The following is a 13,460-nucleotide window of genomic DNA, read 5'->3' on the forward strand; positions in this document are numbered from 1 at the left end:
ACGATCTCATCAGTAATGGCAGAGTAATCGTCGGGGCGGTTACACTGGGCTGTATGCCGACGTCAGCCCCGCCCAAGAACCGCTTCGAGCGGCGCCGCGCCGAGACCCGTCAGGCGCTCGTCCGCGCGGCCCGGCAGATCCTCGCGGAGACCGGGGACACCAGCGCCAGCATCCAGGCCATCGCCGAGCGCGCCGATGTCGGTTTCGGCTCCTTCTACAACCACTTCGAGTCGAAGACGGAGCTGTTCGACGCCGCGGTGTCGGACGCCCTGGAGGAGTTCGGGCAGGTCATCGATGCGCGCGTGGAAGGCATCGACGACCCGGCTGCGCTGGTCGCGGCTGGTTTCCGGCTCACTGCCCGGATGGCGGACTCCCACCCGGAGCTCCTGCGGATTCTGCGTGAGCGCGGCCTGTCCCACATCCACTCGGACAGCGGTCTCTCGCCGCGCGCCCTGCGCGACCTGGAGATCGGCATCGCGTCGGGCCGCTTCACCTGCGACAACGCGACCACCGCTCTGTCCGCCCTCGGCGGCACCCTGCTGTCTCTTGTGGCTCTCAGGCTGGACCGCCCGGACCTCGACGGCGACGAGGCCGCCTCCGACCTGGCCGAGATGGTCCTGCGCATGCTCGGTGTCCCCCCGGACGACGCCCGTGAGGTCACCCGGCGCCCGCTGCCCGGTCTCGACTGACAGCTGCCTCACTCACGACGTCCCGCACCTGCAGCGCTGCCGCCTGCGGTGCCACGCCGGCGGCGACGAGGAACGCGGTGGCTGCGGCCTCGACCGTGGGGTCCGCCCACGTGCTCGCGGCGTTCTCCTCGGCGAGGGCCAGCAGCAGTGCTTCCAGCGCCTGAGCGAGGACGGGCGCTGGGACATGGTCCGCGAACACGCCTTGGCGCTGACCGCGTCGTAGGGTCGCGACGGCCTCGCCGCGGACCGATGCCTGGGTGGCGCGGATCGCCTCATCGCCGAGGTGGCGTCGCCCCAAGGAGATCAGCGTGCGGTACTGGTCGCGCACCGCCCATCCCGACAGGACCATCCGCGTCATCGCCTCGAGCGGATCGTCATCCGGCATGCAGGCTGTGGCGAACGCCTGCCGGAGCGCTTGGTCCGCTTCCTGCGTCAGCTCGGCGACCAGCGCCTCCCGGCTGGAGAAGTGTCCGTAGATGGTGCGCCGGGCGACGCCGGCAGCCTGAGCGATGCTGTCGAGACTCGCGTCGGGGTCGTCCCGCAGTCTCTGCCGGGCGATCGCGAGAATGCGTCTGCGGTTCGAGCGGGCATCGCTGCGCCGCGGAGTGCGGCCCAGGGCGTCGGTCGTCTGCATGGCTGCGTCCCTCCAGGGGCTATGGCTGCCGGAAAACCGTGGGCGCCGGTGTCCCTCAAACACCGGCGCCCACTCACCCCTGCCCGAGGTGGCTTGGATGCCCGCTGACAGGCGTCAGGGGACCAGGATGAGGCGGATCGGGTCGCCGATCTTGTTTTCCAGACGGCTGACCGCGTCGGCCGCGTCGATGAGGGGGATGTGGTCCGTGATGGAGGGGGCCAGGTCGAGGCGGCCGGCGGCGGTCAGCCGCACGAGCTCGGAGACGGACTCCGGGAAGCCGCCGTAGTGACCGCGCACCTGCTTCTGCAGGTAGTTGAAGGTCAGGCCCTCGGTGATGGTGAGCGGCCTGGGGGTGATGCCCACCAGGATCAGGGAGCCGCCCAGACCGAGTGCGGAGGCGGCCTGTTCACGGACGGCGGGTACGCCGGCGCAGTCGAAGGCGAAGTCCAGGCCCCGTCCATCGGTGGCCACGCGTACCTGGTCGGCGAAGTCGGGGGCGGCCGGGTCAAGGGCGTAGTCCGCACCGAAGGCCAGGGCGCGCTCGCGCGCGCTGGGCAGCGGGTCGACGGCGATGATCGGGGCGGCGCCGACCAGGCGGGCGAGGCGCACGTTGTGCGCGCCGACTCCGCCCACGCCCCAGATGCCGACGGCCTGGGCGGGACGGACGCCCGCGGTGGCGACGACGGCGGCGTAGGGGGTGGAGACCGCGTCGGGGATGATCGCCGCCTGGTCGAAGGGGAGGCTGTCGGGGATGGGGATGAGGGTGTCCTCGCGGGCTATCACGTACTCGGCCCAGCCGCCGTCGTAGTCGATGCCGGCGGTGAGCATCTGGGTGCAGGGACGGCGGCGCACGCAGCCGGCGCACCGGCCGCAGGTCTTGCCTGCCTCCAGGGTGACGCGGGTACCGGGAGCCAGGCCGCGCTTGAGGTCGGGGCCGAGGGTGTGGACCACACCGGAGACCTCGTGGCCGACGGTGACCGTGTCGGAGGTGGCGAAGAGGGGGACGAGGGAGCCGTCGAGGAGGTGGACGTCGGAGAGGCAGACGCCGGCGGCCTTGACCTCGATGAGGACCTCGCCCGGGCCGGGGACGGGGATGGGGACCTCTTCCACGGCGAACTTCTTGCTGTCCAGGTGGAAGCGTCCGGCGAGCATGGTGTCCATGAGGATCTGCTTTCTGTGTGCGCACCGCCCGGCGGTTCGGGCCGATGGGTGCCGGGGTGTCTGGCCGGCTTGTGGTGGCCGGGAGGCGTACGGCCGGCAGCGGGGGGTGCCGCACGCCTCCCGGCGGCTGGGGGCACACGCCATGACGGCGTGCGACGGTCAGGCGAAGACGTCCTGCTGGTAGCGCTCGTCCGCCTCCAGCTGGGCGAGCCACTGCTGGGCGGCCTCGTCATCGCTACCGGTCTTCTGGCGGTGGATCGCGGCGAGTGCCTCGCGGACGGCAGGTGCCATACGGCGGCCGTCACCGCAGACGTAGATGTACGCGCCGTCCTCGACGGCCTGCCACACCACGTCGGCGGCATGGGCGATGGCGTTCTGCACGAACCGGGCCGGGTGGCCGGTCACCGCCGAGTAGGCGGTGTGCACCTGGGCGATTCCGGCCTGCTCCCAGTCCTGCATCTCCTGCTGGTAGAAGTAGTCGTGCTCGGGGTGGCGGCAGCCGACGAAGACCTGCGAGAGGCCGACCTCGGTGCCGTTCTCGTGCTGGCGGGCACGTTCCTCAAGGAAGCCGCGCAGTGGCGCGATCCCGGTGCCGGGACCGATGAGGATCAGGGGCGTGGCGGGGTCGGCGGGCGGGGCGAACGTCGGGGAGGGCACGCGGACGTAGCCGTACACGACGTCACCGGGCTCAAGACCGGCGATGTAGGAGGAGCAGGTGCCGCGGTACTGGCCGTCGCCGGACAGGGCCGGGCCTTCCAGCAGGCCGACGGTCAGGCGGACATGGCGCGGGCCAGCCGACGGGGCGGAGGAGATGGAGTAGAAGCGGGGTCGGATCGGCCCCATCATCTCCAGGAACACCGCCAGCGGCAGCTCGACCGCGGGGAAGCGTTCCAGCAGGCCCAGCACCGAGATGCGCTTGCCGAGGATCTCCTTCTGGTAGCGCTCCTCGGCCTCCTCCGTTTCGGCGGTGTACGCCTGGAGCTGCGGCCGGGTCCACGGGCACTCGGTGTACTCGGCGAGCGTCTGGATCTGGGACCGGGTGGCGACGTCCTGCAGCTCCAGGAACTCGGTGAGCAGGATGCCGGCGGTGACCGGGGTGCCGACCGGCAGGTGGGTGCGCCCACCGGCGGGCTGGTCGAGCCGGAGCACCTGGTCGTAGTCGACGCCGAGCCGCTTCAGGGCGCGCTCGACCAGGGAGAGTTCGTTCTTGGCGAAGACGGCCAGGTGGTTGCCGGTGTCGTAGGTGACGCCGTCGGGCAGCTCGAAGGTGATGGACTTCGCGGACGGGCGCGGCGGCTCGATGCTGAAGTCCCACAGGCCGGTCGCGTCGGCCACGAGCTCCTCGTTGGCCACCACCGTGAGCGGGTATGCCTGCTCGGAGACGATGGCGGGGCGCACGTCGGACTCGGTGAGCAGCTGGACCTGGTAGCGCGGGCCGGTGGCCTGGGAGGTGTCGGCGGCGTACTCCTCGGCCAGGGTGGCCCACAGGGTGTTCATCCACCGCGTGGCCATGCCGTCGAAGTCACCGGCGGCGTCCGCGATGCCGCGCTCGACGATGGGGGTGGCACCGGCGGCCAGCAGACCTTCCTCGATCCGCTTGGGGAATGCCTGGTAGGTGGCCACCCATTGGGTGTTGCCGGCGCCCAGCAGCGCGAACCGCACGTTCGACAGTGAGCCCTCGGGCAGTCCGGCGGCGAGGAGGTCGTCGAAGCGCTGGGCGTTGTCGGGGGCCTTGCCGTTGTAGCTGGCGGCTACGACGACGAGCAGACCCTCGGTGGGCAGGTTGTCGCCCAGCTCGTCCAGGCTCACCAGCGTGGTGCCGAACCCGGAACGTTCACTGCGGTCGGCGATCGTGCGCGCCAGGTCCTCGCAGGAGCCGAGGCTGGAGCCGTAGGCGACGGTCAGGTTCACGCCGACACCGCTGACCGCTGCCTGCGCCTGCGTGTCGCCGGTCTGCACGTCCGCAGCGCCGAAGACGGTCCGCTCGTGCTCCTGACGACGGCGGACGATCAGCTCGAAGTTGCCGGGCTTGCGCGTCAGCGCCTCCCGGGGGTCCATCTTGTAGTCGTTGGTGTCGGAGAACTTGAACTTCTGCAGCACCAGCGCGAGGGCCAGGCGGGCCTCGGTGAGCGCGAACTGGCGGCCGATGCAGGCACGTATGCCGTTGCCGAACGGCTTGTAGGCGTGCGGGTGGTGCTGGACGCGGTTCTTCGGCAGCCAGCGGTCGATGTCGAACTCGTCCGGCCGCTCCCACGCCTTGGGGTGTGTGTGCAGCGGGCCTTCCAGGATGAGGACCTTCGCACCCTTCTTCAGCTCGTAGTGGCCGCCGATGACGGTGTCCTCCCGCGCCGTTTTGCCGAACGACGGGATGGGAGCCCACAGGCGCAGGGTCTCGTCCAGGATCCGCGGGATGACGTCCAGCTGCATGATCGTGTCGTAGTCCGGGACCGTGTCACCTGGCATCAGCCGGTCCACCTCGGCGTACGCCTGGGCCAGCACGTGCGGGTTGCGCATCAGCGAGTACGTGGCGAAGGACAGCAGGCCGCTGGTGGTCTCGTGGCCGGCGATCAGGAACGTCAGCACCTGGTCGCGGACGTTGTCGTCGTACAGCCGCTTGCCGGTCTCCGGGTCGGTGGCCTCCAGCATCAGGCCCAGGAGGTCCTCCTCACCGCCCCCCTTCCCCTCGCGGCGCTCCTTGATCACGCTCTCGACCAGCTCCTGCATCAGCTGGACGTTCTCGCCGTACTTCTTGGCATCGGCCTTGCGGAGCTTGGTCATCATCGGCAGCTCCTGCGAGCGCCGCAGCGACTCCACCAGCGCCCCCAGCAGCGCGTTGAGGAAGGGGTGCAGCTCCTCCTTCTCGAAGGAGTCGAACCGGTAGCCGAACCCCGACAGGGCGATCGTGTCCAGCGTCAGCCGGGTGTAGTCGTCGGTGATGTTGACCGACTGCCCCTCCTTGCGCTCCCACTTGCCCGCCAGGTTCTGGGCGATCTCCAGCATCTGCCCGAAGTACGCCTTCATGGCCCGCTGGCTGAACGCCGGCAGGAGGATCCGGTGCGCCATGCCCCATTCCTCCTCGTGCTGGTGGGCCGTGAACAGGCCCGCGCCCGCGAAGTCCCGGACATGCTGCAGCGGCGTCTTCTCGATCTGCTTGAAGAACCGCGTCTCGTCGGAGACCTCGGCCACCAGGTCCGGGTCGTAGACGAAGATCTGCTCGACACCGGCGATGTCCAAGCCGTAGATGCCCTCGGGGAACTGCTTGGACAGCTCGGCGAAGTACTCGACCGGGTTGGTGCCGGGGATCTGCGGCGTGTTGCCGAGCAGGGGGATCCCGCGCGGGGACCGGATGGGGCGAAGGTCGTTCGCGGGGTGCGTGGTCATGGCTTGCTCCTCTGCGTGGAGGGGATGGGCAAGGGCGCGCTGCTCAGGTCGATGCCGTGGCGCCATAGGCAAAACATACGCCGTATGGAACTGAAACCATACGCGGTATGGAAAATGGGATGCAACCCCGCCAGGGTGAGTGGGGCTGTGATGTGCGGCTCAGTTCCATACTTCGTACGGAACTGATACCGTACGTGGTATGGAAAAGAAGGTGAGGCGTCCCCCGCGGGGAACGAGGAAGAGGGACGTGCCTCTGACCGAGGCCGGGATCTATGCCGCCGCTCTGCGGCTCATCGACGAGGACGGCGTCGAGGCGCTCACCATGCGCAAACTCGCCACCGAGCTCGACGCGAACCCGATGTCGCTGTACCACCATGTGCCGAACAAGGAAGCCGTGCTGCGCGGCGTGACGAGAATGGTCGGAGCCCAGTTCCGCACCGTGACACTCGAAAACGCCCCCTGGCAGGAGCGCATCCGCCTGCTCGCCACGGACTTCAGGACCCTGGCGCACCGTCACCCCGAGCTGATGGCCTACTCGTTCAGTCACCTGCCGGACTTCATTCAGGCCGACGACCCGTTCTGGACCGCGCTCACCGCCACCGTGGCCGCTGCCGGGGTGTCGCAACCGGAGGTTCCGGAAATCGCCGCTCTCATGGTCGCCGTCGTCATCGGTGTCCTCGGCGCCGAACTCAACGGCTCGCTCCAGCAGTGGGCGAGCCTCAAGCCCCCCGGTGCCCCGGCCGACCCGGACGAGGTCACGGACGCCCACCCGTCAGGTCCTGATCAGGACCACATGTTCCGGCTGGTGATCGACACACTCATCACGGGCCTGGAGGGCCGGCTCACCGCCGGTCGTGACGGCCAGGGCGTCGGCCGACGTTGAGGCCCTGAAGCGCTACGGCGTTGGGCTCGTCCGTGGCCGACGAGCCCAGGTCGCTGCGCGCAACAGGGTACTTCTCCCCGGAGACGGCCGCTTCAGTGCGGGGGAGTGGGCGGGACGGGCTGGTCGCACCTGACGTGGGTACCGGAAGAGAACGTGTTCTCCGCGCTGCCGGTCCGGCTTTCCTGCGCTCCCCCTCGGTCAGCGGTGGCCGGCAGGCTCGCTCGTATCGGGCGGTGTGCGGAGAGCAACGCCGCCTCGAGGCGGCCCGCGAGCCGTACCGACCGCGACAGGAGGTTCGCGCGCAGAGCACGCACGGCCAAAGAGGGCGTATGGGTGCGCGGGTCTTTGCCGAGCCGCGCCAAACCGCCGAGGTGGCGCCGCCCGATGCCAACCCTTCTGCCCGCGTCACTCGTCGCAGGCCGACCGTCAGCGCAAGGGCGAGTCCACGGTGGGCGTCAGCAGGGTCTCGTCGAGGCCGACGATCTGGCTGATGGCGAAGCCCTCCATGTCCGCGCGGAATTCCTTACTCGACAGGTACGTCTCCAGCCGCTCCTGCACGTCGTCGGCGTCCCTGTAGGAAACGAGGGCGTACAGCTTGGGGGCCTCGCTTTCGGGTGCCGCGGGCACCGTCCAGACGCCGTGTGTGGTGATCCGGTGCTTGGCCATACCGGGAATGTGTTTGGCCCAGATCTTCTCGTAGGCGGAGAGCGCATCGAGGCTGCGCAGGGTGTAGACACGGAGTTGGTACTGGGACATGACAGGTTCCTTTTCATCGGAGCTTGGATGGTCGGCGGTCAGCCTTGCGAGAGGAGGTGCGCCACTTCGACGTCCCAGTCGATGTGTCCGGACTCAGTACCTCGTGGCACCAGGGCCTCCGTGTCCTGAAGGAAGGACGTGAGGTCCGGCACGGGGATTTCGAGCAAGGCGGTGCCGGCGCAGGACCCGAGGGCCATGTACATCGACTGGTCGCCCCGCCCCGCGGCCGACCAGATCCGGACGTCCGCGCAGCCTGCGGAACCCTCCAGGCCATCAGCCAGAAGATCCCGCCCCAGAACCCATTCGACCGGCTCGACACAGTCGACGAAGAAAACGGCGCGGACGACGTAGGGATCAGTGGGCTCATACCGCAGACGTACGCACAGGGGCACCGAGTAGTCGCGCGAGACGACCAGGTGCACGGCCATTTGCCGCTCAACGGTCTTCAAGGACTTCTTCATCGACTTCCCTCCTGGGCATGGCTCGGCGGTGCTTCACACCCGTCACGCCTGCCCGGCGGCAAAGGGGCGGCGGGGGCGGAGGCGGTACAACGGGCCGTGGGCGCCGGACGGTACCGGCACATCGCACGACGAGTGGCGCTCGGCCGGCGGTCGGGGCCGCCGGCCTTCGATCGCCGCGTTCGTCCCTGCCGCCGACGGGAATCGGACCGAGGGGAACCGCACCGGCCCTGTGGCTTCGACCGTTACCCGTCTCACCGGTCGTCGCGGCTCAGGTCGTGGTGGTTCCTGCCCCGGTCGTCGTGCTCGAGGCGGTTCCCGTCGTGGCGGTACGACCTGTCCGGCTTTCAGCCGTGTCCCTCGCCGTCCCAGCGGTAGAAGTGACCATCTCGGTAGAAGAGACCGTCGCAGTCGTGCCTGGGCGAGTCGGTGTGGTGGTCCTGGTGCCAGCCGTGAACCTCGTCGCAGGAGTAGCCCTGCTCGAGCAGGTAGCCGACACCGTGGTCCCAGCTGTGATCAGCGGCCACGCCTTCCGCGGTCGGGCGCGGGGTGTGAGTGGAGGCGAGGGGTGCGGCCGAAGCGGTGCCACCGGCACCGAGAAGGGCGGCACTGGCGACCGCGACGGAGGACACGGAGAGGGCCATGCGCTTCGTGAGCTTCTTCATGATCTTTCCTTCCCGCTGGCGTGAGACGCCACAACGGCTGTTCTGTCAGGCGACGTGCGGGGCCTGAGATGGTCCGAACGAGCAGTTCCATACGCTGTATGGAAGTACCTGCCTCATTGGTACCATACGTTGTATGGAAATGTCGATGTGGTGAAGGCAACCTGGGGTGACCAGAGGGTTGGCCGAACGGCACCACGTGCGACGGGAGCGGGGCGTGGTGACCGCCGACGGCACCACTGCCGTGCCGAGCCCGCTCGGGCGATTGCGGGTGCGGGTGACCCTCACGCGCACGACCGCAGCAACCAGGGGCTGCCGATGCGTGCATTGCCTTGCACCGGGCGACGGGCGAGACCGGCCTCCTCGTCAGCAGCTGGCAGAAGGCCGGCTGCGCTCCGTCCGCTGCCCGCACTGCATCTGCCCTGAGGCAGCTCGTTTGTCGCAGGGGCGGGTTTGCGATCGCCGGAAGGCGGGACGACCATTCTTTTAGGGCCGTATCGACCAGGGCACACTCTGATGCCGACGTCGTCGATGTATCGCCCGCTGCCAGCTGTGCCGCGCACGGCCGAGCAAACGCCACTGTGGGGTCTGCGGCGCAGCGAACAGGGCCGAACGGCCTGCCCGGGGCGACGGGTGGGACATCCAGCCCGGTCGCCTGACGGAGGCTTGAGAAACCACCCCCCAGCTTCATGACCGAGGCTTCATGACCGGGTCGATGGTCGCCGTGGGGCGGGAGGCAGAACGGAAGGAGTCTGCCCATGCGGATCGTCGTGGACCTGAATCGCTGCCAGGGATACGCGCAGTGCGTGTATCTGGCGCACGAGGTCTTCAGGCTGACCGGTCAGGAGGCGCTGACCTATGAGCCGAACCCCGACGACGAGCGGCGCCTTCAGGTCGAGCGGGCGGCTGCGGCGTGCCCGGTGCAGGCGATCGTGATCGATCGCCTGGACGGCGCCGAGGGGGGCGAGACGTCATGACGCTGCGGGCAACGGTCGCGGAACTGGTGCGCGAGTTCCGGGCCAGCGGCCGGATCGTCATCGTGGGTGCTTCTCTGGCCGGGTTGCGGGCCGCGGAGACCCTGCGCGAGGAGGGCTTCACCGGTTCTCTGACCATCATCGGGGACGAGCCGTACGAGCCCTACGACCGTCCCCCGCTGTCCAAGCAGGTACTCAAAGGCTGGGTGCCGGCCGACCACACCAAGCTGCCCCGGATGCGAGAAGTGGATGCCGACTGGCGGCTCGGGGTGGCCGCCACCGGGCTGGACCGGGTCACCAAGCAGGTGCGCCTGGCCGACGGCGAGCAGGTTCCGTACGACCGGTTGTTGATCGCCACGGGCACCCGCGCGCGACAGTGGCCGAACCCGGACGAGGCCGCCCTGGAGGGCGTCTGCACGATTCGCTCCCGTGATGACGCCGCCCGGCTGCAGAAGGCGCTGGCCGAGTCGCCGTCGCGGGTCCTGGTCATCGGCGCCGGGTTCATCGGCTCGGAAGTGGCCTCCGTCTGCCGCGAGTTGGGCATCCCGGTGACCGTCGTGGAGCGGGGTGCGGCGCCGCTGGTCGGCGCGCTCGGCGGGGTGATCGGGGAGATCGCCGCGCAGATGCAGCGCGATCACGGCGTGGACCTGCGTTGCGGCCTGGGCGTGTCGTCGCTGGAGGGCGACGCCGCCGGGCATGTGCGGCGTGCGCGGCTGTCCGACGGCGCCATCGTCGACGCCGACGTGGTGGTGGCCTCGCTCGGGTCGATCCGCAACGTGGAATGGCTGGAGGGTTCGGGGCTGGCCGCCGGTTTCTGGGGCGTCGGGTGCGACGCGGGCGGCCGTGCCTTCGACATCAACGGCGTGGTCACCGACAGCGTCTACGTGGCCGGGGACGTGGCACGCGCGCCGCATGTCTTGTACGAGTACCAGTTCCTGGCGATGGAGCACTGGGACAACGCCGTGCTGGGCGCCGAGGTGGCGGCCCACAACATGGTCAACCTGGAGCCCCACTACCACCCGCATCTGCTGCTGCCCGGCTTCTGGTCCGGTCAGTTCGGCGTCAACATCAAGTCCGTCGGTGTGCCCCCTTTCGGTGACGAGATCGTCATCACGCAGGGATCCGTCGCCGACCGCCGCTTCGCCGCGGCCTACGGTCACCGGGGCCGCATCGTCGCGGCCGTGACCTTCGATCACGGCAAGTGGCTGGAGTACTACGGGAAGCTGATCGAAGGGTCCGGCCCGTTCCCGCCTCCGCCGCCCGGCTGGGACCAGCCGCCCGACATGAAGCCGATGCCGGCGGAGTTCCCGGACCCCAGGGTCCCGACGGCGATCCCCGACGTGGTCCTGACCGGCCACGCGCCGAGCGAGCGCACGGCCGAGTTCCGGCCGCGGCACCACTGACCCGGCCCGCCGGGTCGCGTGCGCCGGCGGACAGCACCGACAGGAAGAAGGAGGGGAGCCTCGTGGTCGAGGAAACCCCCTGGCAGCAGGCCCTCCGCTATGCCAACCGCGCCAATCCGTACCCCTTCTACGAGGAACTGCGCAAGGAACCGGTCGCGCGGCAGCCGGACGGCACCTATGTCGTCAGCACCTACCGGGAAATCGTCGCGCTGCTGCACGACCCCCGGGTCAGTTCGGACCCGCGCAAGCGTCCCGGCCCGGCCGCGGCCCTGGAGGAGGGCTCGGCGGATCCGGCGGCCGAACCGATCAGGGCGGTGCTGACCGAGCCGAACATCATCTCCTGTGATCCCCCCGAGCACGACCGGGACCGCCGGCTGATGATGCCGCACTTCGCCGGCCCGCCTCACGCGCCTCATCTGATCACCGACCTGCAGCCCGACATCCGCCGCATCGTCGACGGACTGCTGGACGACATGAGGGGCAAGAACCGGATCGACGCCGTCGACGACTTCGCCTACCCCCTGCCGGTAACGGTGATCTGCAAGGTGCTGGGCGTGCCACTGGAGGACGAGCCACGCTTCCACCACTGGGTCGAGACGGCCCTGGACGCCCTGGACTTCGGCCCCGAGGCCGACTCCGAGGAGATCCAGAGCCGACAGGCCGGGGGACGGCGGGCCGTGCAGGAGTTCGGGCAGTTCGCAGCCGATCTGCTCGACCGGTACGCCCGGGAGCCCGGCCCCGGCATGCTCTCGGCCATGGTGCACGACGACAGCCCGGAAGGACCGATGTCCAAGGGCGTCCTCGTGAGCAACGCCCTGCTCCTGATCTTCGCGGGACACGAAACCACGGTCAATCTCATCGCCCACAGCGTGCTCACCCTGCTGCGGCACCCCGACGCGCTGGAAAAGCTGCGCCGCCGGCCCGAGCTGATCGTGCCCGCGGTGGAGGAACTGCTGCGCTTCGAGTCGTCGGTCCAGTTCTGGCACACCCGATCCGCCGTGGAGGACATCGACATCGCCGGCACCACCATCCCGAAGGGGGCACCGATCTTCCTGGCGTACGGCTCGGCGAACCGCGACCCGGATCGGTTCGCCGACCCCGACGAACTCGATCTCGAGCGTCGCGACAACCAGCACCTCGGGTTCAGTCAGGGCATCCACTTCTGCTTCGGCGCTCCGCTCGCGCGGCTCGAGGTCCAGATCGCGGTGGGCGAGTTCGTCCGCAGGGTGCAGAACCCCCGGCTGGTCGAGGACCCGCCGCCGTACCGGCACAACCAGATCTTCCGCGGCCCGCGACACGTCCTCGTCGACATCGACGGCATCCGCGACTGACCAGGGTGTGCCTGAGGGATCGCAATGCGAGCTTTCCAACTCGTCGACTGGCGGCAGCCGCCCGAGCTGCGCGAGGTGCCGGTACCCGAGCCCGGTCCGGGGCAGATCCTGCTCAAGGTCGCAGGTGCCGGTGTCTGTCACTCCGATCTGCACATCATGCAGGCACCCGCACCGCTGCCCGGCTTCACGACCCCGCCCTTCACCCTCGGCCATGAGAACGCGGGATGGGTGGAACGGCTGGGACCGGGCGTCACCGGAGTCCAGCCTGGAGACCCGGTGATCGTCTACGGTTCCTGGGGCTGCGGCATCTGCGCCAACTGCCGTCGGGGCCAGGAGAACTACTGCCAGGGCCTCGGTGGTCAGGGCCCGGGCCTGGGGGGTGGTCACGACGGCGGCATGGCCGAGTATCTGCTGGTACCGGCGGCGCGCTACCTGGTTCCGCTCGGCGCCCTCGATCCCCGTCAGGCCGCTCCGCTCAGCGACGCCGGACTGACCAGCTATCACGCCGTCAAACGGTCGCTGCACCTGCTGGGACCGGGCTCCACCGCCGTCGTGATCGGGGCGGGCGGCCTGGGCCAGATGACCATCCAGATCCTGCGCGCGCTCAGCGCGGCGACCACCGTCGTCGCCGTGGACACCGACGCCGGAAAGCTGGAAACCGCCAAGCGCATGGGTGCCGACGAGGCTCTGCTCTCGGGCGACGAGGCGATCACCCGCATCAAGGACATGACGGCGCAGCAGGGCGCCCAGCTTGTGCTGGACATGGTCGGCGTGGACCCGACGCTGCGTCTGGCTGCGCAGGTGGCCAGGACGCTCGGCCACCTGACCATCGTCGGCCTCGGCGGCGGAGCTCTGCCCGTCAACTTCTCCAGCCCGCCGCACGAGTGCTCGGTCGCCTCGCCCTACTGGGGTTCCCTCACCGAACTGATGGAAGTGATCACCCTCGCCCAGCAGGAGAAGATCAAGATGCTGGTCGAGCACTTCCCCCTGCAACGCGCCAACGAGGCCTACCAGCTGCTGCACGACGGCAGGATTCGAGGACGCGCCGTCATCACCCCTCACGCGTGAATGCCGTCGTCAACCCGAACGGACACCACGATGCTGCCTGGCCGCCGGCATCGGGCGGTG

The 13,460-nt window shown here is 69.5% G+C and carries 12 protein-coding genes; 6 read left to right on the forward strand and 6 right to left on the reverse strand.

Annotated features, from left to right (window positions below; genetic code table 11):
* Nucleotides 1-53: 53 nt before the first annotated feature.
* On the forward strand, nt 54-689 hold the full coding sequence (locus ACFY0P_RS44520; RefSeq protein WP_388927485.1) for a TetR/AcrR family transcriptional regulator: 636 nt from the start codon (nt 54-56) through the stop codon (nt 687-689).
* On the opposite strand, the gene ACFY0P_RS44525 is transcribed toward ACFY0P_RS44520, so the two are convergent.
* From ACFY0P_RS44525 to ACFY0P_RS44535, 3 genes are all read right to left on the reverse strand, one after another.
* Nucleotides 658-1,323, reverse strand: coding sequence for a TetR/AcrR family transcriptional regulator (locus ACFY0P_RS44525; RefSeq protein ID WP_388927488.1), 666 nt, complete (start codon nt 1,321-1,323; stop codon nt 658-660). The genes ACFY0P_RS44520 and ACFY0P_RS44525 overlap by 32 nt on opposite strands.
* Before the next feature lie 114 nt (nt 1,324-1,437).
* The gene (locus tag ACFY0P_RS44530; protein ID WP_388927491.1) at nt 1,438-2,484 is read right to left on the reverse strand and encodes a zinc-binding dehydrogenase; all 1,047 of its coding nucleotides are present in this window, start codon (nt 2,482-2,484) and stop codon (nt 1,438-1,440) included.
* Between the two features lie 159 nt (nt 2,485-2,643).
* The gene (locus ACFY0P_RS44535) at nt 2,644-5,865 is read right to left on the reverse strand and encodes a bifunctional cytochrome P450/NADPH--P450 reductase (RefSeq protein WP_388927494.1); all 3,222 of its coding nucleotides are present in this window, start codon (nt 5,863-5,865) and stop codon (nt 2,644-2,646) included.
* A gap of 247 nt (nt 5,866-6,112) precedes the next feature.
* On the opposite strand from ACFY0P_RS44535, the gene ACFY0P_RS44540 reads away from it, so the two are divergent.
* A complete protein-coding gene (locus ACFY0P_RS44540; RefSeq protein WP_388927497.1) occupies nt 6,113-6,748 on the forward strand; it encodes a TetR/AcrR family transcriptional regulator in 636 nt (211 codons plus the stop codon).
* 426 nt (nt 6,749-7,174) lie between these two features.
* Here ACFY0P_RS44540 and ACFY0P_RS44545 read toward each other — a convergent pair whose 3' ends face one another.
* From ACFY0P_RS44545 to ACFY0P_RS44555, 3 genes are all read right to left on the reverse strand, one after another.
* Complete coding sequence (locus ACFY0P_RS44545; protein ID WP_388927500.1) at nt 7,175-7,504, reverse strand: NIPSNAP family protein; 330 nt, start codon at nt 7,502-7,504, stop codon at nt 7,175-7,177.
* Nucleotides 7,505-7,542: 38 nt separating this feature from the next.
* Nucleotides 7,543-7,965 carry an SsgA family sporulation/cell division regulator gene (locus tag ACFY0P_RS44550; RefSeq protein ID WP_388927503.1) on the reverse strand — a complete coding sequence of 141 codons (423 nt, stop codon included), beginning with the start codon at nt 7,963-7,965 and terminating at the stop codon, nt 7,543-7,545.
* Nucleotides 7,966-8,309: 344 nt separating this feature from the next.
* Nucleotides 8,310-8,627, reverse strand: coding sequence for a hypothetical protein (locus ACFY0P_RS44555; RefSeq protein WP_388927506.1), 318 nt, complete (start codon nt 8,625-8,627; stop codon nt 8,310-8,312).
* A 755-nt stretch (nt 8,628-9,382) separates the two neighbouring features.
* On the opposite strand from ACFY0P_RS44555, the gene ACFY0P_RS44560 reads away from it, so the two are divergent.
* The 4 genes from ACFY0P_RS44560 (at nt 9,383) to ACFY0P_RS44575 (ending at nt 13,400) form a co-directional block, all read left to right on the forward strand.
* Nucleotides 9,383-9,601 (forward strand): ferredoxin, encoded by a 219-nt coding sequence (locus tag ACFY0P_RS44560; RefSeq protein ID WP_388927509.1) that lies wholly within the window; start codon nt 9,383-9,385, stop codon nt 9,599-9,601.
* Nucleotides 9,598-11,001 carry an NAD(P)/FAD-dependent oxidoreductase gene (locus ACFY0P_RS44565; protein WP_388927512.1) on the forward strand — a complete coding sequence of 468 codons (1,404 nt, stop codon included), beginning with the start codon at nt 9,598-9,600 and terminating at the stop codon, nt 10,999-11,001. Before ACFY0P_RS44560 ends, ACFY0P_RS44565 begins: the two co-directional genes overlap by 4 nt.
* Before the next feature lie 62 nt (nt 11,002-11,063).
* On the forward strand, nt 11,064-12,332 hold the full coding sequence (locus tag ACFY0P_RS44570) for a cytochrome P450 (RefSeq protein ID WP_388927515.1): 1,269 nt from the start codon (nt 11,064-11,066) through the stop codon (nt 12,330-12,332).
* Nucleotides 12,333-12,356: 24 nt separating this feature from the next.
* On the forward strand, nt 12,357-13,400 hold the full coding sequence (locus tag ACFY0P_RS44575; protein ID WP_388927518.1) for an NAD(P)-dependent alcohol dehydrogenase: 1,044 nt from the start codon (nt 12,357-12,359) through the stop codon (nt 13,398-13,400).
* Nucleotides 13,401-13,460 lie beyond the last annotated feature (60 nt).

Source organism: Streptomyces sp. NPDC001714 (assembly GCF_042892755.1).
Taxonomy (GTDB): Bacteria; Actinomycetota; Actinomycetes; order Streptomycetales; family Streptomycetaceae; genus Streptomyces.

What these genes read in the sequence shown, in the direction of transcription:
- ACFY0P_RS44520 (WP_388927485.1), top strand. Translation starts at nt 54, where the DNA reads ATGCCGACGTCAGCCCCGCCCAAGAACCGCTTCGAGCGGCGCCGCGCC.
- ACFY0P_RS44525 (WP_388927488.1), bottom strand. Translation starts at nt 1,323, where the DNA reads ATGCAGACGACCGACGCCCTGGGCCGCACTCCGCGGCGCAGCGATGCC.
- ACFY0P_RS44530 (WP_388927491.1), bottom strand. Translation starts at nt 2,484, where the DNA reads ATGGACACCATGCTCGCCGGACGCTTCCACCTGGACAGCAAGAAGTTC.
- ACFY0P_RS44535 (WP_388927494.1), bottom strand. Translation starts at nt 5,865, where the DNA reads ATGACCACGCACCCCGCGAACGACCTTCGCCCCATCCGGTCCCCGCGC.
- ACFY0P_RS44545 (WP_388927500.1), bottom strand. Translation starts at nt 7,504, where the DNA reads ATGTCCCAGTACCAACTCCGTGTCTACACCCTGCGCAGCCTCGATGCG.
- ACFY0P_RS44550 (WP_388927503.1), bottom strand. Translation starts at nt 7,965, where the DNA reads ATGAAGAAGTCCTTGAAGACCGTTGAGCGGCAAATGGCCGTGCACCTG.
- ACFY0P_RS44555 (WP_388927506.1), bottom strand. Translation starts at nt 8,627, where the DNA reads ATGAAGAAGCTCACGAAGCGCATGGCCCTCTCCGTGTCCTCCGTCGCG.
- ACFY0P_RS44560 (WP_388927509.1), top strand. Translation starts at nt 9,383, where the DNA reads ATGCGGATCGTCGTGGACCTGAATCGCTGCCAGGGATACGCGCAGTGC.
- ACFY0P_RS44565 (WP_388927512.1), top strand. Translation starts at nt 9,598, where the DNA reads ATGACGCTGCGGGCAACGGTCGCGGAACTGGTGCGCGAGTTCCGGGCC.
- ACFY0P_RS44575 (WP_388927518.1), top strand. Translation starts at nt 12,357, where the DNA reads ATGCGAGCTTTCCAACTCGTCGACTGGCGGCAGCCGCCCGAGCTGCGC.